This window comes from Paenibacillus sp. FSL H3-0321, from assembly GCF_038002865.1.
Classification (GTDB): Bacteria; Bacillota; Bacilli; order Paenibacillales; family Paenibacillaceae; genus Paenibacillus_AQ.
On record NZ_JBBODH010000001.1, the window covers coordinates 3705573 to 3730923 of the forward strand.

At 51.2% G+C, this 25351-nt stretch carries 18 protein-coding genes and 1 pseudogene; 6 read left to right on the forward strand and 13 right to left on the reverse strand.

All coding sequences use genetic code 11. The features are described 5' to 3' along the window. Window positions 1-158 precede the first annotated feature (158 nt). Both MHI45_RS16375 and MHI45_RS16380 read left to right on the forward strand, forming a co-directional pair. Window positions 159-878, forward strand: a complete 720-nt coding sequence (locus tag MHI45_RS16375; protein WP_076109699.1) for a 3-ketoacyl-ACP reductase — start codon at window positions 159-161, stop codon at window positions 876-878. Window positions 879-908: 30 nt separating this feature from the next. Beyond that, a pseudogene (locus MHI45_RS16380) lies at window positions 909-1220 on the forward strand (antibiotic biosynthesis monooxygenase). A gap of 164 nt (window positions 1221-1384) precedes the next feature. Here the strand turns inward: MHI45_RS16380 and MHI45_RS16385 are convergent. From MHI45_RS16385 to cidR, 7 genes are all read right to left on the reverse strand, one after another. Beyond that, entirely contained in the window at window positions 1385-3613 is a 2229-nt protein-coding gene (locus MHI45_RS16385; RefSeq protein WP_341119211.1) for an MMPL family transporter, read from the reverse strand. Between the two features lie 231 nt (window positions 3614-3844). Further along, entirely contained in the window at window positions 3845-5743 is a 1899-nt protein-coding gene (locus tag MHI45_RS16390; RefSeq protein ID WP_076109701.1) for an ABC transporter ATP-binding protein, read from the reverse strand. Continuing rightward, on the reverse strand, window positions 5740-7500 hold the full coding sequence (locus MHI45_RS16395; protein ID WP_076109702.1) for an ABC transporter ATP-binding protein: 1761 nt from the start codon (window positions 7498-7500) through the stop codon (window positions 5740-5742). The genes MHI45_RS16390 and MHI45_RS16395 overlap by 4 nt, the downstream gene beginning before the upstream one ends. Next, window positions 7493-7879 carry a MarR family winged helix-turn-helix transcriptional regulator gene (locus MHI45_RS16400; RefSeq protein ID WP_052092362.1) on the reverse strand — a complete coding sequence of 129 codons (387 nt, stop codon included), beginning with the start codon at window positions 7877-7879 and terminating at the stop codon, window positions 7493-7495. The genes MHI45_RS16395 and MHI45_RS16400 overlap by 8 nt, the downstream gene beginning before the upstream one ends. Window positions 7880-8182: 303 nt before the next feature. After that, window positions 8183-9613 carry a DNA-binding protein gene (locus MHI45_RS16405; RefSeq protein ID WP_076109703.1) on the reverse strand — a complete coding sequence of 477 codons (1431 nt, stop codon included), beginning with the start codon at window positions 9611-9613 and terminating at the stop codon, window positions 8183-8185. Window positions 9614-9827: 214 nt separating this feature from the next. Further along, window positions 9828-10112, reverse strand: a complete 285-nt coding sequence (locus MHI45_RS16410) for an aspartyl-phosphate phosphatase Spo0E family protein (RefSeq protein WP_076109704.1) — start codon at window positions 10110-10112, stop codon at window positions 9828-9830. A gap of 110 nt (window positions 10113-10222) precedes the next feature. Then, entirely contained in the window at window positions 10223-11146 is a 924-nt protein-coding gene (gene cidR / locus MHI45_RS16415; RefSeq protein WP_038597594.1) for a cidABC operon transcriptional activator CidR, read from the reverse strand. 113 nt (window positions 11147-11259) lie between these two features. On the opposite strand from cidR, the gene MHI45_RS16420 reads away from it, so the two are divergent. Further along, the gene (locus MHI45_RS16420; RefSeq protein WP_038597597.1) at window positions 11260-11628 is read left to right on the forward strand and encodes a CidA/LrgA family protein; all 369 of its coding nucleotides are present in this window, start codon (window positions 11260-11262) and stop codon (window positions 11626-11628) included. Beyond that, window positions 11628-12311, forward strand: a complete 684-nt coding sequence (locus MHI45_RS16425) for a CidB/LrgB family autolysis modulator (protein ID WP_379145741.1) — start codon at window positions 11628-11630, stop codon at window positions 12309-12311. Before MHI45_RS16420 ends, MHI45_RS16425 begins: the two co-directional genes overlap by 1 nt. A gap of 86 nt (window positions 12312-12397) precedes the next feature. Here MHI45_RS16425 and MHI45_RS16430 read toward each other — a convergent pair whose 3' ends face one another. Both MHI45_RS16430 and MHI45_RS16435 read right to left on the reverse strand, forming a co-directional pair. Continuing rightward, window positions 12398-13366 carry a Gfo/Idh/MocA family protein gene (locus MHI45_RS16430; RefSeq protein WP_076109705.1) on the reverse strand — a complete coding sequence of 323 codons (969 nt, stop codon included), beginning with the start codon at window positions 13364-13366 and terminating at the stop codon, window positions 12398-12400. A gap of 68 nt (window positions 13367-13434) precedes the next feature. Continuing rightward, window positions 13435-15753 carry a helicase C-terminal domain-containing protein gene (locus MHI45_RS16435; RefSeq protein WP_076109706.1) on the reverse strand — a complete coding sequence of 773 codons (2319 nt, stop codon included), beginning with the start codon at window positions 15751-15753 and terminating at the stop codon, window positions 13435-13437. Window positions 15754-15972: 219 nt separating this feature from the next. Here MHI45_RS16435 and MHI45_RS16440 point away from each other — a divergent pair, with 219 nt between their 5' ends. After that, window positions 15973-17910, forward strand: coding sequence for an LTA synthase family protein (locus tag MHI45_RS16440; protein ID WP_083675514.1), 1938 nt, complete (start codon window positions 15973-15975; stop codon window positions 17908-17910). 85 nt (window positions 17911-17995) lie between these two features. Here MHI45_RS16440 and MHI45_RS16445 read toward each other — a convergent pair whose 3' ends face one another. After that, window positions 17996-18427, reverse strand: coding sequence for a MarR family winged helix-turn-helix transcriptional regulator (locus MHI45_RS16445; protein WP_083675515.1), 432 nt, complete (start codon window positions 18425-18427; stop codon window positions 17996-17998). A 247-nt stretch (window positions 18428-18674) separates the two neighbouring features. Between MHI45_RS16445 and MHI45_RS16450 the strand changes: the two genes are divergently transcribed. After that, window positions 18675-20369, forward strand: coding sequence for a methyl-accepting chemotaxis protein (locus tag MHI45_RS16450; protein WP_076109707.1), 1695 nt, complete (start codon window positions 18675-18677; stop codon window positions 20367-20369). A 241-nt stretch (window positions 20370-20610) separates the two neighbouring features. Here the strand turns inward: MHI45_RS16450 and MHI45_RS16455 are convergent, their stop codons facing one another. The 3 genes from MHI45_RS16455 to MHI45_RS16465 all read right to left on the reverse strand — a co-directional run bounded on the left by MHI45_RS16455 (window position 20611) and on the right by MHI45_RS16465 (window position 25302). Continuing rightward, window positions 20611-22620 carry a putative bifunctional diguanylate cyclase/phosphodiesterase gene (locus tag MHI45_RS16455; protein WP_341119212.1) on the reverse strand — a complete coding sequence of 670 codons (2010 nt, stop codon included), beginning with the start codon at window positions 22618-22620 and terminating at the stop codon, window positions 20611-20613. A gap of 230 nt (window positions 22621-22850) precedes the next feature. Continuing rightward, entirely contained in the window at window positions 22851-24509 is a 1659-nt protein-coding gene (locus tag MHI45_RS16460) for a hypothetical protein (protein WP_076109709.1), read from the reverse strand. Continuing rightward, window positions 24502-25302, reverse strand: a complete 801-nt coding sequence (locus MHI45_RS16465) for an ABC transporter ATP-binding protein (protein ID WP_038597612.1) — start codon at window positions 25300-25302, stop codon at window positions 24502-24504. The genes MHI45_RS16460 and MHI45_RS16465 overlap by 8 nt, the downstream gene beginning before the upstream one ends. Window positions 25303-25351: the final 49 nt, after the last annotated feature.

Sequence of the window (25351 nt, forward strand, 5' to 3'; positions counted from 1 at the left end):
GTTTGTCTGAGCAGTCGCGTTTGTCTGTCTCTTGAAGCAACCCAGCGGCTTGGGACAGCTCCAAGCGGCTCCGGCGTGATTGTCCGCCCACGCTCAGGTATAATAGGAGCTGAATATTTTTATTATCAATAAATTCAGAGGGAGCGTGACGGCAGGTTATGGATTTGAGAGGAAAAAGCATTGTGATTACAGGTGCAGGCAAAGGGATCGGCAAAGCCTTGGCCATGGCACTGGCGAAAGAAGGCGCTAATCTGGGCCTGATCTCCAGAACTTCAGGTGATCTGGAGGCGCTGAAATCGGCTTTGACGGAGGTCTATGACGTGAAGGTCAGCATTGCTGTAGCCGATATCGCTGTACGCGAAGAAGCGGAGCGGGCGGTTGTCGCGCTTCAGAATGATCTCGGCACCTTCGATGCGCTGATCAACAACGCCGGAATTGCCAAATTCGGCACTTTCCTGGAAATGGACCCGGCAGATTGGGAGCGCCACATGCAGATCAATCTGTTCGGCACCTATTATGTAACCCGGGCAGCACTGCCGGCAATGATTGAGCGCAGCGGCGGAAATATCATCAATATTTCCTCTACAGCCGGTGAGCGCGGCTTCGCTACCGGCTCGGCCTACTGCGCCTCCAAATTCGCCCTGATGGGCATGACGGAAGCGCTGGCTCAAGAAGTGCGCAAGCATAATATCCGCGTAGTGGCCCTGACACCAAGCACCGTCAATACCGGGCTTGCCGAGAATGCCGGCCTGAAGATCGGCGATGAAGACCGGATGATGCAGCCGGAGGATGTGGCTGAGCTGACCCTGGCAGCCCTGAAGCTGCCGGACCGCGTCTTCTTGAAGACGGCGGGAATCTGGACTACCAATCCACAATAAATTGCAGAGTCTTTCGAGGGAGGAATCAGCATGCTGGTAGTAACAAACACCATTAAGGTTAAGGAAGGGCATGGAGAAACCCTTGCCCAGCGTTTTGGCGGAGCGGGCGGCGTACAGGATATGCCCGGCTTTGTACGTATGGAGGTATGGCACAGCGCAGCTAAAGAGGGCGTGGAAGAGCTGAAAATCTGTACCGTGTGGGAGAACGAAGAGGCCTTTAAAGGGTAGACTGCCAGTCCTTCCTTCCGCGAATCGCACCGTGGGGCAGGCGGAAATGAAGCCATCCTTGGCGCGTCGCTTGATAAGTATGAGCTGCTGATCAGCCGTACACCGGGGGAATAATCAGGTAGAGGGGCGCAGGTCCCGTACTGCTCATACGTCTGCGCTAGGGCGTGTCAATTCCGTCCGGCGGCGCAAATCACTGCAAATAAAACAGGGACGCCCTACTAAGCTTGATGGCTTAGTAGGGCGTCCCTGTTTATTATCTGCCTGTAGCAAGCTCTGGCTTAATGCTCATCAACTGCCGGCAATGCCTTTTCCAGCTCCTGATGTTTGCCGGGCCAGAACGACCAGCGGCCCAGCAGCACTGTGATTGCCGGCACCAGAAACGGCCGGACGATGAAGGTATCCAGCAGCACGCCAATCGCGGTAATGATCCCGAACTGCACCAGCACCTGTATCGGCAGGCTCGCGAGTACAGCAAAGGTTCCGGCCAGAATGAGCCCGGCGGACGTAATCACCGATCCAGTCTCGTTCACACCCTCAGCGACGGCCTGCTTCAGCGGCATCCGCTTGCGCTTTTTCCAAATGTTTGAAATCATAAAGATGTTGTAGTCCTCTCCCAGCGCCACCAGGAAGACGAAGGAATACAGCGGAATCGCGCCCTGAATGGCATCTGCACCCAGCACGTAATGAATAATAATCCACCCTAAACCAAGGGCCGAGAAAAAGGACAGAATGACTGTAGCCACCAAATAAACGGTTGCCACTACAGAACGCAAGTAGATCAGCAGCAGCAAAGTAATCAACCCGATGACTACCGGTATAATCAAATCGGTATCCCGTTCACCCAGCTCTTTAGTATCATGCTGGGTTGCCGTCTGCCCGCTGACCCATACCTTGTCGCCGGGTTCGGCCACTCCTACATCAATCAGCGCCTGCTCCGCAGTATCCTGAAGCGCCGGTATGTGACTCATCGCCTCCAGAGAATACGGGTTATTCTTAAATTCAATATCATAACCGAGAATATTCTTATTGACCGCACCTTGCTGGGGATCCGATACAACATCCACGTATGAAAGGCCGCCCAGGATCACCTTAAGATCCTCACCATCCGCTTTGCCCTCGGTATCTATCATCAGCTTGGCGGGAGCCAGCTCCCCTGGGGAGAACTGATTGCCTATCAGGTCAAAACCTTCGCGCGACTCCATATCCTCCGGAAAGGACGATAGGATATCATAAGTGAACTTAATGCCCCCGGAGAAGGAAGCCAGCACACCCAGAAGCACCACGGTTACTCCTACAATCGCCCAAGGACGGGAAACGACAAAGTTGCCGATTCCTTTGTTACGGGCAGGTTTTGGCTGCGGAGCCGGCTTGCCTTTGGCTCTGGCCCGCTCCGCCTCCATCAGCGGAGTGCGTGGAACAAACGGGAAGAATGAAGTCCGCCCGAAGATGGCCAGCAGCGCCGGTACCAGGGTCAGACTGGCGATGCCCATAATAAGAATGGAGACGCTGAAAGGAACCGCAAAGCGGTGGTACGCTCCATATTTGGCCAGGAGCAGCGCGAACAGTGCCAGCACTACTGTAAATCCGCTCATTGCAATAGCACCCGAGGAATGGGTGATTGCGCTCAGCAGTGCACGGCCCTTGCTCTCCTCCACCTTCAGCATCTGGCGGAACCGGGAGATCAGGAACAGGCAGTAATCTGTGCCTGCGCCGAACAGCAGCACGGTCATGATTGAGATAGCCTGTGAATCCACTGTAATCCAGCCCTCCTGGGCCATCTTCCCAATCACCGGACTGGTAACCCCATAAGCAAATCCTACCGCCACGAGCGGAATCAAAGCCAGAATCGGCGAACGGTAAATCAGCAGCAGGAACACCAGCACAAGAATTACGGTCGCGATGAGCAGGGAAACGTCCGCATCCTTGAACAGCCCTGTCGCATCAATGGAGATGCCCACAGGACCGGAAACCCGCAGGCTCAGCTCACTGCTGTCCACCTTGGCCGCAGCAGGATCACCGCCGGTTTCCGCAGAGATCAATTCCTTCATTTGCGTTACGGCCTCACCGAGCTGATCACTGTCTGCGGACTTGTCGAAGAGCACCGGTGTGACCAGTGTGCTGCGGTCCTCAGACAGGGAAGCCTGCAGCGCCTGCGGCGGCAGCTGTCCCAGCGGCGGAATATAGTTCTGGTGCGGCAACGGCTGCTGCTCAAGCTTGCCGTATACAGCAATGATATGTATCAAATCCTCATCGGACAGCCCGCCCTCCTTATGCCATACAAGAAGTGCCGGTACGCCGCTCCCTGCTGGAAACTCCTGTTCCGCAACCGCCGCCGCCCGGACCGACTGCGAATCATCAGGCAGATTCTGCGCATTATTCACTACCTGTGAGTTTACAGAAGGCCAAAGAATTGTAAGAGCACCCACAATTACGATCCAGACCGCAAGCGTTATCCACTTTGTTTTACGGCCAGCCACCCATTTTCCGTAGCCTGACATTCCCTTCATCCTCTCTTCAACCCCGGCTTCCCTGAAAAATGAGCCGCGGGTCATTTTATTAACCTTATCATATATACCCTGAAATTTTTAATCAAATCTTTTTTATATTTTATTCTTTGCCATAAGCTATTCCCTTCATGCAAAACACCCCTCTGCTCACAGCAATAGTAGTCTGCTGTAGACAGAGGGGTGATATTTGATGAATATATTCAGATGATATTTGCTGCTTCTGCTTGCGGTTTAGCCCACATCCGGCAGATCGTCACCGGAAAATTGGCTGTTATACAGGTCGGCATAGAATCCGCCTTGCTCCAGCAGCTCCACATGGGTGCCTTTTTCAATAACGCTGCCTTGGTTCATCACCAGAATCAGATCTGCGTCACGAATCGTTGACAGGCGATGCGCAATTACAAAGCTTGTTCTGCCGTTCATCAGCGTATTCATCGCCTTCTGAATCTGCACTTCCGTCCGTGTATCGACACTGCTGGTCGCTTCATCAAGAATCAGGATCGAAGGATCGGCCAGAATTGCCCGGGCAATAGTCAGCAGCTGCTTCTGCCCCTGCGAGATATTCGAGGCTTCTTCGTTCAAGATTGTGTCGTAGCCAAGCGGAAGCGTGCGGATAAAGTGATCGGCATGCGCCGCCTTGGCCGCACGCACCACATCCGCCTCTGTTGCACCTTCGCGGCCGTAAGCAATGTTGTCGCGGATCGTTCCGTTAAAGAGCCATGTATCCTGCAGCACCATACCGAATTTACTGCGCAGCTCGCTGCGCTTCATGTCGGTGATGTTGACGCCGTCAATGACAATCTCGCCTCCGCTGATCTCATAGAAGCGCATCAGCAGGTTGATCAGCGTGGTTTTGCCGGCACCGGTTGGTCCTACAATTGCTATGGTCTGACCCGGACTGACTTCAATGTTCATATCTTCAATAAGAATAGCATCCTCTTTGTAGCCGAATTTCACATGACGGAATTCGACTGAACCTTCTTCGGCAACTGCAGTACGCTTAGCCTGAGCAGCAGTAACTTCCGGAATTTCCTCTTCTTCATCCAGCAGCTCGAACACGCGCTCTGCGGAAGCTATGGTGGATTGAATAATGTTGGCGATATTGGCCGTTTGTGTAATTGGCATGGTGAACTGGCGGGAATACTGGATAAACGCCTGAATATCACCGACCTCAATCGTTTTCTTGGTCACGAAGATCCCGCCGACCACACAGACCAGCACATATCCCAGGTTGCCGATGAACATCATCAGCGGCATAATGATCCCCGAGATGAATTGGGACCGCCAGCCGGAATTGTACAGATCATCATTAATGCTGTTGAACTCTTTAAGCGATTGCTTCTCGCGGCCAAAGGCCTTGATAATACGGTGACCTGTGTACATTTCCTCTACATGGCCGTTCAGCTCACCCAGTGATTTCTGCTGGCCAATGAAATATCTTTGCGAACGCTTGGAGATCGCAATAATCACGACAAAGCTTAGCGGCAGGGTGATAACTGTAATTAAGGTCAGCCATGGGCTGATGGTGAGCATCATGACAATGACACCAATGATAGTTACGATGGACGTGATCAGCTGAGTTAAGCTCTGCTGCAGCGTCGTACTGATATTATCTACGTCATTGGTCGCACGGCTAAGAATTTCCCCATGCGTCCGGGAGTCAAAATATTTCAGCGGCAGACGCTCCAGCTTGTTGTTGATCTGCTCGCGCATATCGAAAACAACTTTCTGGGCCACGCCGGCCATTACATACTGCTGCACATAGCTGAACAAGGAGCTGAACAGGTACAGACCCGCCAGAATAAGCAGAATTTTGTTCACATAATCAAAATCAATCGCGGCTCCCGGAACGCCCTTCAGTATGCCGTATGCGCCCTCGAACAGCTTGGTTGTCGCCTTCCCCATCACCTTCGGGCTGAAAATACTGAATACGGTGCTGGCGATAGCCATTATGAACACAATCAGCAGCTGCACCTGCCGCGGACGCAGGTAGCGGATCAGCCGTTTGAGCGTACCTTTAAAATCCTTGGCTTTCTCCACCGGCATGCTCATTCCGGGCGGTCCGCCGGGTCCACCGCCATGTCCCCGTGGAGGTTTGGGCATTTTGGTTCCTTTATTCGCTTCACTCATGCTATTTCCTCCTCTGACAACTGCGAGGATACGATCTCGCGGTACACTTCGCTGTTCTCCATCAGTTCACGATGGTTGCCGATGCCGGCAATCACGCCGTCATCCAGCACAATAATCCGGTCAGCATCCATCACCGTGCTGACCCGCTGGGCAACGATCAGAACCGTTGATTCCGTTGTTTCGTCTTTGAGCGCGGCGCGCAGCTTGGCATCGGTCTTGAAATCAAGCGCCGAGAAGCTATCGTCGAACAGGTACACTTCCGGTCTTCTTATCAGTGCACGGGCAATCGACAGCCGCTGCTTCTGGCCGCCGGACACGTTGTTCCCGCCCTGGGCAATCTCGGAGTTGAAGCCTTCCTTCATCGCAGAGACGAAATCATAGGCCTGTGCTACCTTGGCCGCATGAATGATCTCCTCATCCGTAGCATCTTCTTTACCGTAGCGGATATTCTCGTTGATCGTACCGGAGAAGAGCACCGCCTTCTGCGGAATATACCCGATCTTGCTCCGCAGCTCTTCCTGCGTCATCTCGCGCACATCAACACCATCCACACGCACGGCGCCTTCAATCGCGTCATAGAATCTCGGGATCAGGCTCAGCAGGGTCGATTTACCTGAGCCTGTACCGCCGATGATCGCCGTAATCTCACCGGGCCGCGCGCTGAAGCTGATTCCGGACAGCGCAGGCTGCTCCGCACCGGGATAGGAGAAGGAAACATTGTCAAATTCAACAAACCCATGCATAACATCCCGGCCATCTTTCTTCGTTACTGCAGCCGTGTTCTGAAGCTCGGACGCCGTAGGATCTGTAATCTCAGGCTGCATATCCAGCACTTCATTGATACGCAGTGCGGAGGCAGAGGCCCGCGGAATAAGCACGAACATCATCGACACCATGATTAAAGAGAACATTATCTGCATTGCATATTGAATAAATGCCATCAATGAACCTACCTGCAGATCGCCATCACCAATCCGGATTCCGCCGTAGTACAGAATGGCAATCATCGAAAAGTTCATCACGAGCATCATAATCGGCATCAGGCCGGCCATCACCTTGTTGACTTTGATCGCCGTTTCCGTAAGATCCTTGTTCGCTTCAGTAAACCTTCTGTTCTCATGATCAATCCGGTTAAAGGAACGAATGACACGGATACCGGTCAAATGCTCGCGCAGCACGCGGTTTAATTTGTCCAGCTTAACCTGAATCGCTTTGAACAGCGGCAGGCCCTTCATTCCGATAAAGAATATCGCTCCTACAAGCACAGGAATTACGACTACAAAAATAAGGGAAAGCTTGGCATCTTCCGATACCGCCATGATAATCCCGCCGATCATCATCATCGGAGCGCCGACCATCATGCGCAGCATCATAGTAAGTACGGTTTGTACTTGTGTAATATCATTAGTAGTACGCGTAATCAGCGAGGCAGTACCCAGCTTGTCGAATTCATGCAGCGTAAAGTTCTCCACATGATTGAACATCCGCGAGCGGATATTTTTACCGAAGCCGGCAGCAACCTTTGCTGATAAATAACTGGCAACGATAGAGCATATGGCTCCTCCGCCCGCCACCAGCAGCATAAACCCGCCGATTTTCCAGATATAATCGCGGTCGCCCTGCACGATCCCTTTATCCACGATATCGGACATCAGCGTAGGGAGGTACAAGTCGCCCAGAGACTGCAGAAAGATAAGGATTAACACAGCGGCGACAGCCAGCTTAAAAGGGCTCAGGTTTTTTAATAGTTTAATCAAGTTTCTCATCTCCGTTCATTTGTAGCAGGTCTAGATTAGGCGGCGGATTATCTTCTACGAATGCGTGGACCTTCAGCAGAAGGTCTGCCAGATGGTTGCACTCTTCTTCGCCCAAATGTTCCGCCAGTTTGTTCAGCGATGCATCCATATGATGTTTGGCTTTGCGTGTGATTACTTTCCCCTGCTCCGTCAGCTTAATACGGACGACTCTCCGGTCGGAGGGATCGGCCACCCTGAGAACCATGTCTTTGGCTTCAAGACTGTTGATCAGCTGGGTAACGGTTGGCGGCATCAGCCCCAGGAATCGGCTCAGTTCCGAAACCTTAAGTCCTTCATCCAGGGAATGAGACCGCTTGGCAAGACATATTAATAAAGTCATCTCACTTGGCTTGTGGCCTTCCACAGTGTGCTGCCAATGAACTTTTCGCAGCTGCCGCAATGCGGCAAACAGCCTGTGCGCGACTGGATTTTCTTCATGGTTTATCCCAATGCTGCTCACCTCTGTCTTTAGTTAGGTTTACTAATAATTAAACACTATATTAATTAGGCTACCTAATTATATTTTCACTATAATTGTTTGTCAAACATTGAAGGCGCTATCAATTATTACGGAATGAAGAACATCAGCACTGCAACTGCTGCGAAACCAAAACTCCCCCGCCCGAAGGCGGAGGAGGAATATTCATAGTATAGGATTTGTAAGATGAGGCATCTGTACAATACCGGATTGCTGAACTACGTTTACTGCGTTTTCATCATTTTTCCTTAACTCTTGTATGAGTTCTCTATACTTCTTCTGCTGGTCATCGGTAGCGTAATCCCTGCTTGTCTCGAATAAAGTTACACAATCAATCAAGTCCTTCGCACTGTTCAGCTCAACAGCGAGCGTGAGACACTGCAGAATGTTGTCCACTCCAGACATATACTGTCCCCGGTCTATATGGTAGATGGCCAGCTGATAGCTGAGCCTGTATACACGGTCAATATTCATCGGGTCCTGATACAGCACACAATGAGCCATCTCCACTGAAAACTGTTCCAGCACATCGTCTACAGCGAATCCGAACCGGTTGGCCGCCTCTATAATAATGACCAGGCCAGGCAGAATCTCCCCGGGATGTTCCACCAGAAAAGCTGTATATGCCGGCAGTACTGCGTAATTGCCCACCAGCATTTCCAGGGTAAAGCTGTTCGCTATGGCAAATAAACGAAAGGCTTCAACCTCAGACCGGCCTTCATCATCAAGAAATTGAAACCAGCTTAAATCGGCATAGCCGGCGGTATATTTCTTGGCTTCCTCATATCTCCCCTGTTTCGTAAGTGAGGTCGCCTTCAGCAAATAGCCATGGGCATAATAAAAAACAAGCGGGCGCTCCAGTTTCAATTCTTCACCCCGCCTGCCCGCCTTCTTCTGCAGCTGTTCCCGGTACATCGCACTGGCCAGTGCCCTCAGTTCATCGGTATACTTCTCCATTTCTTTGTACTTATGCAGGGTATAGGTGACCTGGGCCAGCTTCAGCAGACCATCTAGCTGCAGATTCTCGGGAAGGCGTCCGCGGAACGGTTCAAAGGCGATCACTGCCCGCAGCTTCTCCTCCCAATTCACAACCGACATCAGCGATTTGAAAATACGGTACTGACTGATCGCCAGCCGTTCGGAGTAACTATCTTGTTCATTGTCCACTACAATTTTATAAAAAACCGTCGCCTCCTGCATCTTGCCGGCGGTGAACAGTTTCTCGGCTACCGAATAGACAATATCGAGCGGTTTGGGGTATTCCATCATTCTGCTTAACACTTCATCAATACAATGCTGCTTGCCGTTTTCGGCGCAGCGAATTAAAAAAGGCTCCACCCTGCGGCGCGAGACCTTCTCTTCACTAAAGCATTCATCCACATAAAGCGAATATAAACACCCTTCCGGAAGTCCGAAGGCTCGGTTGAACGCATCCAGCTGCCTCAAAGAAATCGGCTTAGGCGGATTGCCATGAAGAATGGCACTAAGACTGCCGCGGTTCAGGCCGGAAACTTTCGCGAACGAGGCTAGATTATGACCCGAGCGGGACAGATTGTCCTCAATTTCAGAGCGTAATGTTGTCAGTTTCGCCTCCACTCGGCACCTCCCCCGGTCATGTTGAAATAGTGCTGCTATTAATTGACATTATAGGTGAAGCCTGTGGAAAGCACAACAAAATGGCCCCGCAACGCGGGACCTTTCCTTTCAGCGGGCAGCTGATTATTTATGAAATTATTGTTCCAACAACTTCAGAAGAAAAGCAGCAGGCTCTTCTGTCAGCACCTATCCTGTTGTTAGAAGCCGGGCGGAACTACTGCTGCAGTGCTGCCTTGCTTCTTACCCTTTGGCTCTTGGTAACTTTGCCGAAAGCGGAAGCTGCATTATTGCGGCTGCGCAGGCCTTCCATCATTTGCTTCTGAGCCATTACAATGTAGCCGTCCAGACGCTGGCTGAGTTCAACGACCGTATGGTCGCTCAGACTGCGCTCCTGCGCCACCTCCAGCAATTGACTTCTAAGGCTCTCTATAGTTAAAAACAACTCGTCTTCTCTGTAATCTCTTCTATGATCCTCGTGGGAAGCCTGGTATAAGTTCACGATCAGTCACCTGCTCTCTATCAACTTCTACCTTATCATAATTCATGATGCCAAAAAACATATTTTGAAAAAAAAGAAAAATATGTCGATCATATTACATTTGTAAATTTTCATTCATTCCTCTGAATCGACATTCCCGGGGGACTGTAACGCTGGCCAAGGACTCCCATGGCAAAAGTTATCCATTCCCGCGCGGCAAAGGACAAATACCGGTCTCTGCGCCAGATCATCCCCAGCTGCCAGGGAATAACAGGTTCTGTTAAAGGAATCACAGAAATTCTGGAACGGTCCATGTCACGGCAGATGGTCTCCGGCAGCAGTGCGATGCCCATCCCGGCAGCCACCATCCGGCTAATCAGGTCCCACTGTGAACTCTCATATACAACTCTGGGCTGAAATCCGGCTTTTACACATTCTGTTATGATCCGGTCATGCAGGGCAAAATCCTCGCGAAACAGCACAAACTCCTCTTCCGCCAGTTCTTTCAGAGGAACACTGTCTGTGCCGGTCAGCCGGTGTCCTATCGGCACCAGAAGCTCCAGCTTCTCCTCTACAAAAGTAAAGCAATGAAACTTTGCCGTATCCACGGGCAGCACAATCGCCCCGATATCAAGCAGCCCCGTTTCCACATCATCCTCCACTTTTTTGGCTCCGTCCTCATGCAGCCGGATGGTAACCTCGGGATACCGCCGGTGAAATTCTCCGATGACGGCCGGGAAGAAGCTGGCGCCCACCATGGGCGGCAGGCCGATGCGGATATGTCCGCGCTTCAGGTTGCGCAGGCTGTCCAGCTCGGAGGAGAGGCTGGCGAACGACTCCACTATATTTTGCGCCTTGGAGAGCAGAATCTCCCCTGCATCTGTCAGCCTTATGCTCTTGCCTTCACGGTAAAAGAGGTCCGCACCCAGCTCATTCTCGAGGTTGCGGATCATTTTGCTGATCGTGGGCTGTGAGATATAGAGCGACTCCGCCGCTCTGGAAAAGCTGTTCAACCTGGCCGCCTGGACAAAGTACTGTAATTGGCGGATATCCATCGCTTATCGCCTCCCATGCATAGACAAAAGGAATGTCATTTATTCGATCTATTCATTTTACCTATGAAAATAATTGATGTAAACTTTCATTATCATGAAAGGAGCGAAGCCTTATGAAAAAGTTATCCCTAGGCTTGCTGCAGGTAGCCGGACTTACAATATTCTCAATGCTTATCAATACATTGACTCCACTACTTCATATACCTATTCCCGGAAGCATTATCGGGATGATCCTCTTGTTCCTGCTGTTGGAATCCGGCGTCATCCGCCTGAACTGGGTGGAAGTCGGTGCCTCTTGGCTGCTTGCCGAGCTCTTGCTGTTCTTTATCCCTTCCGCTATCGGAGTGATGAAATATTCGAGTCTGCTTGAAGCAGACGGCCTTCAAGTGCTGGCAGTTGTGCTTGTCGGCACATTTGCGGTAATGGCCGGTTCGGGCCTGCTTACTGGAGCCATCTATAAAGTGAAGGAGCGTAAAAGCTGATGATTACAGGACTGCTGCTGCTAGGTCTCACCATTGCTGTGTATCTCATCTCCAAACGTATTTATGCCTCCAGCACCAAGATGTATGCTTCTCCGCTCATCATAACACCTTTGGCGATGATCCTCTTTCTGCTATTGATGGGCATCCCTTATGAATCTTACAATGCGGGAGGCAAATGGCTTACAGATCTGCTGCAGCCGGCGACCATCGCCTTTGCGATCCCACTCCATAAAAACTTCAAAGTACTCAAAAAACACGCCGCCGAAATTGCGGCGGGCGTGTTCTCGGGTACAGTAATTGCAGTGCTCTCCTCGATGCTGCTGGCAAAGTGGCTGCATTTAAGCGGGGAACTGGCGACCAGCCTGGTACCCCGTTCGGTGACGACACCGATTGCCATGAGCATCTCGCAAAGCATTGGCGGCGTCCCGAGCATTACGGCTGTTTTCGTAATTCTCACCGGCGTGCTGGGAACATTGATGGGGCCAACCGTACTCCGCCTCTTCCGCATTGACAACGAAATTGCGCGCGGTGTATCGCTGGGAACCGCCGCACACGGCACAGGGACATCCAAGGCCTTTGAGCTGAGCTCCCTGACCGGTACCATCTCCAGTATCTCGATGATTCTGACGGCGCTGTTCTCGATCGGACTTGCACCGGCACTTCTCGCGGTATTCCTCCACTAGGCCGACCCGGCTTGGGCCAAAGACCTGCCGATCATTTAACCGATCCGGCAGGTCTCTTTTTTACTTAATGCCAAAAGCGGCTATTCCTAAAGTTTCACCGGCAGGCCGCGCTGAGCCGACTCATATGCCGCGCAGGTTACTTTCAGTGTTTTGTAGCCGTCCTCATAATCGCTGAGAATCCGTGAGCGGTCTCCGGTCCGCACTGCATACAGGAAAGCTTCGGTCTCCACTGCGTAAGGATTGCCTGCATTGACGAATTCCTTGCTGTCGCCGCTGCGCACCTCCAGCAGACGTTCCGGATTCCAGTCCAGCAGCCCGTTGTCATTGTAGAAGCTGAGTCCGACACGGCCAACCTCGCCCGGCAGCACACAGGTATTGGAAATGTTCGCAACTACGCCGTTCGCCAGCTTCAGCGATACTGTGCCCACATCGGCTACCGTTACATTCTCATGCTGCTCATGCATGATCCGGTTGCCGAACATGCCGTATACTTCTGTCACCTCGCCGGCCAGATAACGCAGCAGATCGACGATATGGGTCGTCTGTTCCGTGAATTGTCCGCCGGATTGTTCCTGGTTGCGCCACCAGGCTACGCCGGGCATCCCTCCCATCCATTGTCCGACAATCATCCCTACCTTATCTCCACTCAGGGATTGTTTCAGCCGCGTTATGTTCTCCTGATAACGGAAATGATAGCCAACCGAGGTCAGCAAATTATGTTCTTTAATATCCTGCAGCAGACTTGCCGGAATTTCCGTGCTTGACCCCAGCGGTTTCTCGATAAAGAAAGGAATCTCTCTCTTAATCAGCGCCCGCTCTATTGCTCCATGCGATTGTGGAGGCACACAAATGTACACGGCATCCAGCTTATGGGCTTCCAGCATCTCTGTTATTTCACCATAACCCTCCGCTCCATACGGACGGGCCATATCTTCACCCTTCTGCTTGCTGCTGCCGCAGATGGCTTTCAGAGACACATCCTCCATGCCTGTGAGCAAATCGGCATGCACCTTGGAGAACCAGCCTGTTCCTACGATTCCGATATTAAGTGTCATTTAATTCCCTCCTGTAGCGCTCTAGTGAAGAGCATCTTTTCATAGAAGTACAATTAGATTATAAGCGTTTAAGCCAGTACAAGGTAGTTTCTCCATTCCCCGGGGAGCAGCTGCTGGTATGGATATTGCAGGAACCGGTCATCTGCGAGCACAATGCTTCCGCTGTCATTCTCGCTGCGGATCAGCCTGCCCCCGGCCTGCAACACCTTGCACATTCCGGGATAGACATAGGCGTAATCAAAACCGTTCTTGCCCCGGGACTGGAAATATTCACGCAGCAGATTACGCTCCAGCCCTACCTGCGGCAAACCTACCCCTACAACCATCACACCGTTCAGGCGGTCACCGGGCAAATCCACACCTTCCGAGAATATCCCCCCCAGCACGGCGAAGCCAAGCAGCGTTTCCGGGTTATCCGGGCGAAAGGAGGAGAGGAATTGCTCCCGCTCGGGTTCACTCATGCCGCTGCTCTGCACCAGCGTGGGGACCTCCGGATATTTGTCCGCGAATATCTCATAAACATTCTGCAAATAGACATACGAAGGAAAAAACACCAGATAGTTGCCTTTCCGGGAGACCAATCCTTTCAGCGCATCACTCAGCGGAAGCAGAGAGTCGGCCCGGTCGCGGTAACGGGTGGAGACTGGCAGCACAGACACCTGCCACTGCTCCTTATGAAAGGGAGAGGGCACACTCAGGCTGTAGTCTTCCTCGCCCGCGCCGATCATGTCTCTGTAAAAGGAAAGCGGCGATAGCGTAGCCGAGAAGAAGATCTGGCTGCGGTAGCTCTTGCCCATTTGCTGCAGCAAAAAGGAGGGGTCCAGATTGAACAGCTTCAGCACCACATCCCCGCGCTGGACTTCCGCGTAGGTGACATACCGTTCATCATAGGTTTTGAACGTACGCAGCATCCCCTGCACCGCATAATAAGTATCCAAAAGCCCGCCTTCACCGTCTTCTTCGCCCTCCTGTGCAACCAGCGAGATAGGCGAAGGGCTGAGCAGCTCAAGCTCTGCTTCTGCGGCAAAACTCTCCAGCAGGGCAGGCAGCTCCTCCGGGTACATCGTCCATTCACCTGCCCCTTCTTCACTGCAGCGTTTGCGCAGGGCAATGAAAAAAGCATTCACCGCTTTGGCGGCAACGCCGAGTGAGCGGTTAACCGTCTTGTACTTCCGCTGCAGCGAGAGGAACGGAGCCTTCGCCAGACTGGCCGAGTACATCTCCCGTCCCCGGTCCACCAGATTATGTGCCTCATCCACCAGCAGCACCGTCTTCTTCTTCCGTTCCTCCGGCAGCCGCTTTAAGCTGATACGGGGATCATAAATATAATTGTAATCACATATAACGGCATCACAGGCATAGGCAGCATCCAGCGAAAATTCAAACGGGCATACCTGATGTCTCTTGGCATACCTGGCAATCACGTCCTGTGTCATTAGCGTCTCGTGCTCCAGCATGTCCAGCAGCGCGTTATTGATCCGGTCATAATATCCGTCAGCAAAGGGACAGAAGTCTTTGGTGCACAGCCCCTCATCACGAAAACAGGCTTTCTCCTTTGCCGTAAGCGTAATAGCATGCATATGAAGCCCGCCTTTCAGCAGCATGGCTATTGCCTCCTGGGCGGCGAACCGGTTAACCGTCTTAGCGGTCAAATAGAACAGCCCGGCAGTCTGGCCTTCTCCCAATGCCTTGAGCGCAGGAAAGAGGGTGGACATCGTTTTGCCGATACCGGTCGGGGCCTGCGCGAACAGATTGACGCCCTCCGTGACTGATTTATAGACCGCAGCCGCAAAATGCCGCTGCCCCTGCCGGTATTCGGCAAAGGGAAACGCCAGCCCGCGGATGCTGGCTTCCTTCTGCGCCTCATGCCTGACCATCAGCTCAGCATAAGGGGCATACTTCGCTACCGTATCAACGGCAAAGGCAATCAGCTCTTCTTTGGACAACTGCCTGTAGAGGCTCCGCTGCTCTTCACCGCCCCGCCGGACATAGGTGAGCTTGACCTCAATAGAAGTAAGCTCCTGTGCTAGACATATCATATAGGCGTACATGTATGCCTGCGCCCAATGCACCTCCCGGCCTTCGAAAGCAGGGTCGAGCGGACCGGCAGTTGATTTGATCTCTTCGACCGTTACACTTCCGTCCTCCCCGGTGAGCAGGCCGTCGCAGCGTCCGTCGATCATAAATATAAGGCCTTCATGGGCAATTTCTGTCTTCAGGTAGACTTCTTTACGGTCTCCCTCCTTATATTGCTTCTGAATCTGCTGATGAATACGCGTACCCTCCACCATCGCTGCTCCACTGCGGAATCCCGGCTCCAGACTGCCGCTGCTAAAGACATATTCCACGAGGGATCTCACTGAAAGAACTATTTCCGCATATTCCATGTATGCCCACCCCCATTATTTCCCGAGCCCCTTTTTAGCATCGGTGGCCGTTTTCGTCCTTTTTCCATGATATAAACTGATCTGAGTGCTATAATCTCGGCTTCATTCCTGCGCATATCGCTTTACGCGGTCCATGGTGGTTATACGACGATTCTGATTTTTGACATTCCTCCACCAGCACTGCATAATAAGTTCTATTAATATGGAATTCTTTTGTCTATGCGCTGCGTCCTCCTAGCCGGGAAACGGCGTTTCATCTTGCAGAAAGAAGGCGAAGCTGTGTCATCCCTTACTATTAAACGGTGGTTGGTTAAACCATTTGTATTCTTCACTATCATCTTCATTCTCAAAAGCTGTCTGGCTTGGGGTGTAATCTTTGGAGATTTATTGCCTTGGAAAACAATATTAACTGAAATTCCTTTTGTCTGGGCGCTTTTTTGCCTTATTGAGCGTTTTGCCTCCAAACGGAAGCTTGGTTATTATATGACCGTCAATCTGCTCGTTACCGCGATCTTTTTCGCCGCTATTATGTACTTTAAATATTACGGAGTTATTGTAACTTACCATGCGGCAGAGCAGGTGAACCAAGTCACTGCTGTCCGCAACAGCGTATTTTCACTGATGGACCCGTACTATCTGCTGATATTTGCCGACATTATCATCCTGGGCATCTATTTCTTCTTCAATAAGAAGGGCCGGACGTATAAAAAGGATAATATTAACCGCTGTGACCACCGCCGCAACGGCAAACTTTCCTTCAGTGTGCTGTTCGCCGTTTCCTTCGCACTCTGCTTGTTCAATATACTGCCCAATAAGGCCAGTATGAATGAGATCAAGAAAGCGCAGGAGATGGGTATCCTCAATTATGAGGCTTATACCATTTTTGCTCAAGATAAAACCGAGCTTGTGAACGCCAGTGAGATTACGCAGGATGCTATCAACAAGCTAAAGGGAATTGATTCCGCAGCTGTCTCCCCGCTTCAGGGTGCTGCTAAAGGCAAGAACCTGATCATCATTCAGCTCGAGTCCTTCCAGAGCTTTCTGATGGGGCTAAAAGTGGACGGCCTTGAAATTACGCCGAACCTGAACCGTTTAATGGATGACAGCCTTTATTTCCCTAACTTCTACCAGATGGTGGGGCAGGGAAATACCTCGGATGCGGAGTTCGTTGTTAACTCTTCTTACTATATTCCGCCGCAAGGTGCGGCTACGATGGCGTATGTCGACAAGGATCTGCCAAGTCTGCCGAAATTGCTGCAGGCCAACGGATATCAGACAGCCACCTTCCATACGAATGATGTGGAATTCTGGAACCGCGGTGAGCTCTATAGTTCACTGGGCTGGGAGCAATATTACGACCATAAGTTCTTCGGCGATGAAGATACCTTCTTCTTCGGTTCTTCCGATGAAGTGCTCTACCGCCGGTCTGCCGAGAAGCTGAAAGAAATGGATGACAGCAGCAAGCCGTTTTATGCTCAGGTCATTTCCATGTCAGCGCACCATCCGTTCACCATTCCGGCAGAGAAATATCAAATGAAACTGCCTGAGCGTTATGAGGGCACCTTTGTCGGAGACTATATCCGTTCGCAGAATTATGCCGACTATGCTTTCGGACAATTTGTTGAAGAGCTCAAAGCAAGTGGCGTCTGGGACAACAGTCTGATCATGATCTACGGAGACCATATGGGACTGCCGATTTATTCACTGGACCATGATGACAAAGAACTGATGACTGAAATATACGGACATGAATATGAATATTCCGATATGCTCAATATTCCGCTAATCATTCATGCGGGAGACAGCCTCAAGCCACAAACTCTGGAACAAGTTGGCGGAGAAATTGATATTATGCCAACGGCTGCCAGCCTGCTGGGTGTCTCCATGGCGAACAATATCCACTTTGGCCAGGACTTGCTCAGCCAGACATACAATCTGCTGCCGCAGCGTTATTATTTGCCAACCGGCTCCTTCATCGCCAGCTCCGGGCTATTGATTCCCGGGAACAGCTTTGAAGACAATACGCAATATAAACTGGCCGCCGGAGGGAAACCTCCTGCCGGTACCGAAGATGAATATACCAATGCTTTGCGGTTGCGCCAGCTGTCGGACAGCTATGTGACCCAATTGCCGGATAAAAAGACCGCCGCAGAATAACACAGGCGGATTAAGCAGCAGTACAGAAAGAGCCGCGCTCCCATTTGGAGCGCGGCTCTTTCTGTATCCCTCAGGCCAATCACCGTTATCGTTCCTGCTGCTCAAGGAGCCGGTAATAGTCCGCGAAGTTCCGCAGTTCCTCCGGCTTCAGGATTGATAAATGCTCGGCAAGCAGCAGCAGCGAACGGTACTGCGCTTCCTCCAGCAGCTCCTGTCCTTTGGCTGTAAGAGTCACAATAACTGCTCTACGGTCATTCTCATCCGGCTCGCGTGCGATAAGTCCCAGCGCTTCTAACCGGTCCAGCATAACTGTAACCGCACTGGACTTCACCTCAAGCTTATCAGCCAGTTGGATCACCCGTGCTTTTTTCTCCTGTGCGATCATGCGCAAAAGTCCGAATTGCGGCACGGTTAGACCAATTTCTTTATGCAATGACATCTGTGAAGTGATTTTACGCTGCACCCTCCACATAGACAATCCTAAGGCTTCAATCAACGGATCGATTTGTTGCGGCATCCCTTTCAGCTCCCAGTCCGTTAGTCCTGACTTAAGCGTACCATTTCGGAAGGTGATGATTCAATGCTTTTGTCTTTTTGGACATGATCAGAGTCATTGCAAAAGTGATTTTTTTAGGAAAACTCTGCATTTTTCGACACAAAAATACTACATTCTAGCTACTGCTCTAAGAGCCGCGATACGCTATAATCGTAGCAGTGAACAGTAATTCACTGAATACATTTAGTCAGGGCTGGTGGTACGAGTCATGAAATTGGCAACAAAATTAACTTGGATGATGCTCATTGTGTTACTTCTTGTCGGATCATCCATCGGGTTCTTCGGATACCGCGCGGCTTACAGACAAGTGGATGAAGCTGCAGGTATCGAACTGGTAGGTTGTGCGAACATTACTACCGGTCTAGTAGATCCCGCTGACATATCGGCACTGGTGTCAGGTGACAGCAGCAAGGTGGCCGCTGTAGAAGACCGGATCAGCTGGATTATTAACCATAAACCGATTTTCAAGGAAGCATTCATCCTATCCTTGGACGGTACTGTGCTTGCCGCAGACAAAAGCTTCAAAGAAAGAGGCTATAAAGCCGGTGACACTTTCTATTTTTCGGATAAAGATAAAGAAATGATTACTACCATGAAGCATTCCGCATACTCCAAAGTTTATACATATCAAGGCACCTCCCTCAAAACCGGGTACGGCCCCATTTATCAGGATCATGACCCCACGAAGCCCATTATCGCACTTATGGCCATCAATTTTGACGGCCCGCTGATTCAGACGCGTACGAGGGACATCATCGTTCAGCCTTTCATTATCGGCGCATCCATACTGGTAGTAGCTATTATTGCCGCGTATTTGGCCATCCGGCGCATGGTTAGACCGCTCACCAAACTATCCAGTTCAGTTAACAACGTGGCTAAGGGCGACTTGACCCGTGAGCCGCTCCTGTTCAAGAGCAAGGATGAAATCGGCACCTTGGCCCGTGACTTTAACGAAATGACGTCGAGCCTGCGCTACCTCATCACCCAGGTCAATGACACCTCCATGCTGGTGGCCTCTTCCTCCCAGGAACTCTCATCAAGCGCGCAGGAAACGAACCGGGCCGGAGAGTACAGTGTCAATGTCACCCTTGAGCTTGCCGATGGGGCCCATACGCAGCTGGACAATTTGGAAGGAAGCTATAAAGCTGTGCAGGACATGTCCCGTTTTATTACCGAGATTGCCGACAATGCGGACAGTGCCATGAATAATGCTGCCAGCAATGCACTGAAGGCCCGGACAGGCCGGGAAGCGATGGATTCCACCACCTCGCAGATGCAGGTAGTCAGCGGAAGCATTACCAATTTGTCTGCTATTATTGATACGCTGGCCAGTCATTCCAAGGAAATTGAGAGTATCGTCAGTACGATCGCCAGCATCGCTGAAGAAACCAACCTGCTGTCATTGAATGCAGCGATAGAAGCCGCCCGTGCCGGTGAAGAGGGCCGCGGCTTTGCCGTAGTTGCCGGATCCGTCCGCAAGCTTGCTGAACGCTCAGCTAAATCAGCCGGTCAAATTGGCGATTTGGTCAGTCTCATTGTAAATCAGATGGACAAGGCCGGAGAAACCATGAGACGTTCCACGGATGAAATGCAGCAGGGCAGAGAAATGATTATGTCTGCCGGGCAATCCTTCTCCGAGATAGAGGTTTCCGTCTCTGATATGTCTTCTCAAAGCCAGCAGATTTCGGAGACCGTCCGTGAACTGGCGCTGATCTCCGACGGGCTCGTGACCGCAATCCAGAATATTGTTGCAGTATCGAATCAGACTGCTGAAGGCGCCGAGACGTTATCCGCCTCCTCCCAGGAGCAGCTTGCAGCTATGCAAGAGGTTGAGTCCTCCGCTGCGTTCCTTTCTTCACTTGCTGAGAAGCTGCAGGTGCTGGTGGAGAACTTCAAAATCTAATTCTAAAAAAGCAGCAAGTCTCAACAAGAGACTTCGCTGCTTTTTTAATGCTACAGACTAAACAAGTGGAAACGGATACCGTCCTCAAAGGACGGTATCCGTTTCAGCGAGAGATAGAAGGATAATTTATAGCGTGAAGCATATAAATTCTTATCTTTGAACAAGAGGCTGGTCATCCTGTTTCTCAGTGATGACCAGCCTCTTGTATAATACATCGAGCGATATAAACGTTATGTAGCGTCTAAGCTGTATTTTCTATAAACCATTGACCCAGTTCATGAACTGGCATCGGACGGCCGTAATAGAAACCCTGCATTACCCGGCAGCCGAGGGATTGCAGCAGTTCTATCTGTTCGGTTGTTTCTACGCCTTCAGCTACAACCTCCATATTGAGGTTGCTGGCAATCGCAATAATATTGCTGATAATCGCTTTTTTCGAATGCATTTTACTTTTGCGGATAAAGACCTGATCAATCTTAAGCGTATTGACCGGAATCTCATCCAGATTACCGAGTGAAGAGAACCCTGTACCGAAATCATCAAGCGATACACGCACCCCGAGATTCCGCAGCTTGGAGAGCTGTGCTACCGTCTCCTCCATATTGTTCATTGCAATGGATTCCGTGATCTCCAGTTCGAGGAAATGCGGCTCCAGACCAGAACCCGTAAGCGCCTCCTCCACCACATCATACAGGCCTCCTCCTTCAAACATCCGGGCAGACATATTGATGGATACAGGAACATTCGCTACCTCAGCCCTGTGCCACAGCATATTCTGGCCGCATACATCATGCAGCATCCAGTACGTAATCGGCACGATAAGGCCCGTCTCTTCGGCAATCGGTATAAACTCTGCCGGAGAGATGATCCCATGCTCCGGATGCCTCCAGCGCAGCAGCGCCTCCAGTCCAACAGTGACGTTCATAAATGAATCCCACTTCGGCTGATAAACCACCATAAATTCCGAGCGGGCCAGCGCCTTGCGCAAATCCTTCTCCAGTGACATCCGCCGAAGCTGGTGGCGGTTCATCTCCTGGTCGAACACACTGAATTTATTTTTGCCGGAGTCCTTGGAGGTGTACAGCGCGGTATCCGCGGCTTTCATCAGCGCAGAGCGGTCCGTGCCATGTACGGGAGCCAGGCTGATTCCGACACTCGCTGTAACATACAGCTCATTGCCCTTAATGCTGTAGGACTTCTTAACCTCCCGCAATACATGCTCTGCCATGTCCTGAGCATTCTCTAATGTACAATCCGGCAGCGCAATCAGAAATTCATCGCCACCCATCCGAAAAACCTTGCCTTGGCAGCCTACACAACACATCAGCCTGTCTGCAACCTCCTGCAGCAGCTCATCGCCGATGTCATGTCCCAGCGTGTCGTTAATCGACTTGAACCGGTCCAGATCGACAAAAAACACCGCACCCGAGTTCACCCCAAAGAACTCATCCAGAAAGTAACGCTCCAGTCCATGCCGGTTCGGCAGCTCGGTTAAAGGGTCATGATAGGCCATCTTTTCCAGAACATGCCGGTCCAGAAACACGGCGCCTCCAGAAATAGCGAGCATAAACAGAGTTACCAGCGATACCCCTGTCAACAGAATGAAATCCGTCTCCATCAGAAAGGGCTTAGCCCCAAGCCAGCTGTTGAGCTCGAAGCGGCTTGTACTCAGGCTGATATAATGCATTCCGGTTACCGCAAACCCGATGAACAGCGAGGAGCAGAGCTTCCAGGCACTGAAGCCGGTGTAATCCTTAAACTTGCGAAACAGAAATACAGCGATGTAAGAAGCCAGAAGAGCAATCATCATAGATATGCCCTGAGCCATTGGCTCATAGTGAAGTCTGCCGTCCATCTCCATAGAGGACATTCCGACATAATGCATGGCGGAAATTCCGCCGCCCAGAATGAAGCCGGAGGCCAGCAGTCTAAGCAGCCGCTGGCGGGATGCTACCGCAATCCCCAGGGCCAGAAAACTGGAAAGGATGCTGATCAGCAGGGACAACACCGCTCTGCCCGGATGATAACCGACTTCAAACGGCAGGCGGCTGGCCATAATGCCGACAAAATGCATCGCCCAGATTCCGCTGCCTAGCACACATGCCCCCGACAGCAGCCACAAACGCCGGATCTTGCCCGTAGAATGGGAAACCTGTGAAATCAGATTAAGCGCTGAATAGGCCGCGGTTGCCGCCAGCGCGAAAGATAGCAAAACAATCCAAATGTTATAGTGGATTCCCATTTGATCCATAGTTGACCTCTTCACCGGTTATATTATCATTATCGCTGTCATGTATTCTCAAGTATAAAATCAATATACGAGTATCAGATAAACGGAAGAGTGTGTAAAGATTATAGGTGATCCCTGAGAACTAACTTTAGGTGTATTCTACCTTTTATTTGGAAATCTGTCTAAGTAAATACTGGAACTTGAACCCCTTTTTTAAGGATGGCAAAAAATGTCCATATTTGCCTGCTGCCTCAAGCGCCGAGAGTTGGGAGCTTCCCGTTCCGCGGAGCGGCTTGGGGGAAGGAAACATGCCAAACCCACCAATTTAGAGCTGTCAAAATTACCAAATAGATGTAAATCCCCGGAAAGAACAAGGTGAACACATAATGAACCCCGGCAAACCCCATTAATATAAACAGCAGAGCAATGGAAATCCCTTTGTAATCACTCTGCTTGGCGGCTTCATATTTCTCGGAGAAGGGCAGCGCCTGCGGCATCATGCGATAGCAGATGACGGTATACAGCAGCGAGGCCAGCAGCACAGCGAACAAATCCACAATGATCTGGCCTCCGAACAGCCAGACGAATACCGCTCCTTCCAAGACAAACAATGGCAGCAGCAGCCGCAGCAGCACCGCCTTTAGCATCCCGCGGTACACCGCGGCCGTCCCAGGCAGTGGAATAGCTTTATAAATCCATGCGCCCTTATAGCTGGCCGAATAACGCAGCATTTGCACGGCAGTCAGCACCAGCATTGCGCTGAAGTAAAAAAACAGGTAGGCTTTGGAGCCTCTGACTGCCTCCATGTCCCCGCTCCACACCTGGTTGAATATAAAGATAAAGGGCAAAACCAGCGACAACCCTATGGACGGGTATACCTTCAGCTTGAAATCCCGTTCGTTTTTCATCATGGACCAGGTAAAACGGAAGAACATCCCCTCTTCCTTGTTCCGGCATACGATCGCAGACAACCGCCGGGACAAGCGTCCATTATCTTTGCCCGCAGCACCCTGCTCCGCCAGCTTCTGCAGGCTCCGTTCGAATGTCGGCATCAGCTTGATGTATGCCGCAAGCAGCACCAGCGGCACCACAAGGCCAAGCAGTGCCAACTCTGCAAGATGGGCACTCTTTTTCCCGGCAATCAGCAGCTCAAACGGAGCAGAGAACCAGATCGGGGCGAACAGAAAATTCCACCAGGCCGCTTTAAAAGTAACGCCCAGCTCAGTGATGTTGAACAAGCGGGAAATCAGCTGGGCGCCCACGGTAACTCCAATGGATAAAATGATCTGGACATAGTTGATGATGTCCTTGAGCTTTTCCCCGTCAAAGACCCTTAGGATCAATAAATAGAGCAGCGCGGTAAACACAAGGATAAAGCAGTCCATCAGAATGACTGCAGCAGCGTACAGCAGGAAGAAAGGAACTCCCTGGATAAATATCGAAACGATCAGTGACGGTCCCGTAAACGTCAGCGTGACTGTCAGCAAATAAATGAGAATATGCAGGCTCTTCGCCATGCTTAAGGTCCGGCGGTTCACCGGCTTGGAGAACAAAATATTCTTATCGCGAAGATCCAGCATGACCGAGGAGAAGTCGGAGATCAGTGTTGTCATAATCATGAACATAACCACACTAAACAGCATACTCATCATCAGGATATAATTCCCCTTGGGAATAACGATGAAAATCATCATCAAACCGATCAGTAAATAAAACCACTGCACCCGGAACGGCGACCCCTCGGTCTCCTGCTTATTGTTCTGTGATCCCGCAAATACCGTCGGCGTCCGCCTTCCGTCCATGGTCAGCTTTACTTGAAGAATGTTGCGCAGCATACCATAATCGACACCGATTCTCTTGAAGCCTCCCTGCAGCCGGTCAAGCAGCTTCAATACAAAGAAATCATTCATGCGGAGCACCCTCAGCAATGACCGCTACAAATTCACCGGCGATATCCCGGTACTGGTCAAATCCGGTCAGCTGATTGAAAATCTCCTCCAGCGAGCCTTCCCTGTTCTGCTCCTTCAACTGCGAGAAGCTGCCGTCTGCTACGATATCTCCCCCGTCGATCAGGATGATCCGGCTGCTGATCTTCTCTACCACATCCATAATGTGCGAGGAATAGAAGATGGTCTTGCCCCGTGCCGCAAGTGAGGCGAAGATTTCCTTAACGATCATTACACTGTTGGCATCCAGCCCGCTGAGCGGTTCATCAAGAAATAAGATGTCGGGATCATGCAGCATGCTGGAAATCAGCAGCACCTTTTGCTTCATCCCTTTAGAGTAGGAGGCAATGCGCATGTCGTAAGCCCTCTCCAGGTTTAAAAGACCCATCAGCCTTTCCGCTTTCTCATCAGCATCCTTCTGCTTCATGCCGTACAGTTCGCCGATGAATGTCAGGTACTCCCTGGCGGTCAGGCTGTCATACAGCTCTGCGACCTCCGGCACATAGCCGATCCGCCTTTTGTAGGCAGTATCTCCGTCAGCGATGTCTCGGCCAAAAATTTTCACCGTACCGTTGTAACCCTCTACCAGTCCGAGCATGATCTTGACCGTGGTGCTCTTGCCCGCCCCGTTGGGTCCGATATAGCCAATGATTTGCCCCCGGTGAACCTCCAGATCGATTCCCCGCAGCACCATTCTGTCACTGTAATTCATCCATAAGCCGGATATTGAGATGACCGGCTCTTCCAATAGCCCCATTGTTAATCTCCTTTCGAATCGGCTGTCCTTTAAATCATCAAGACAAACT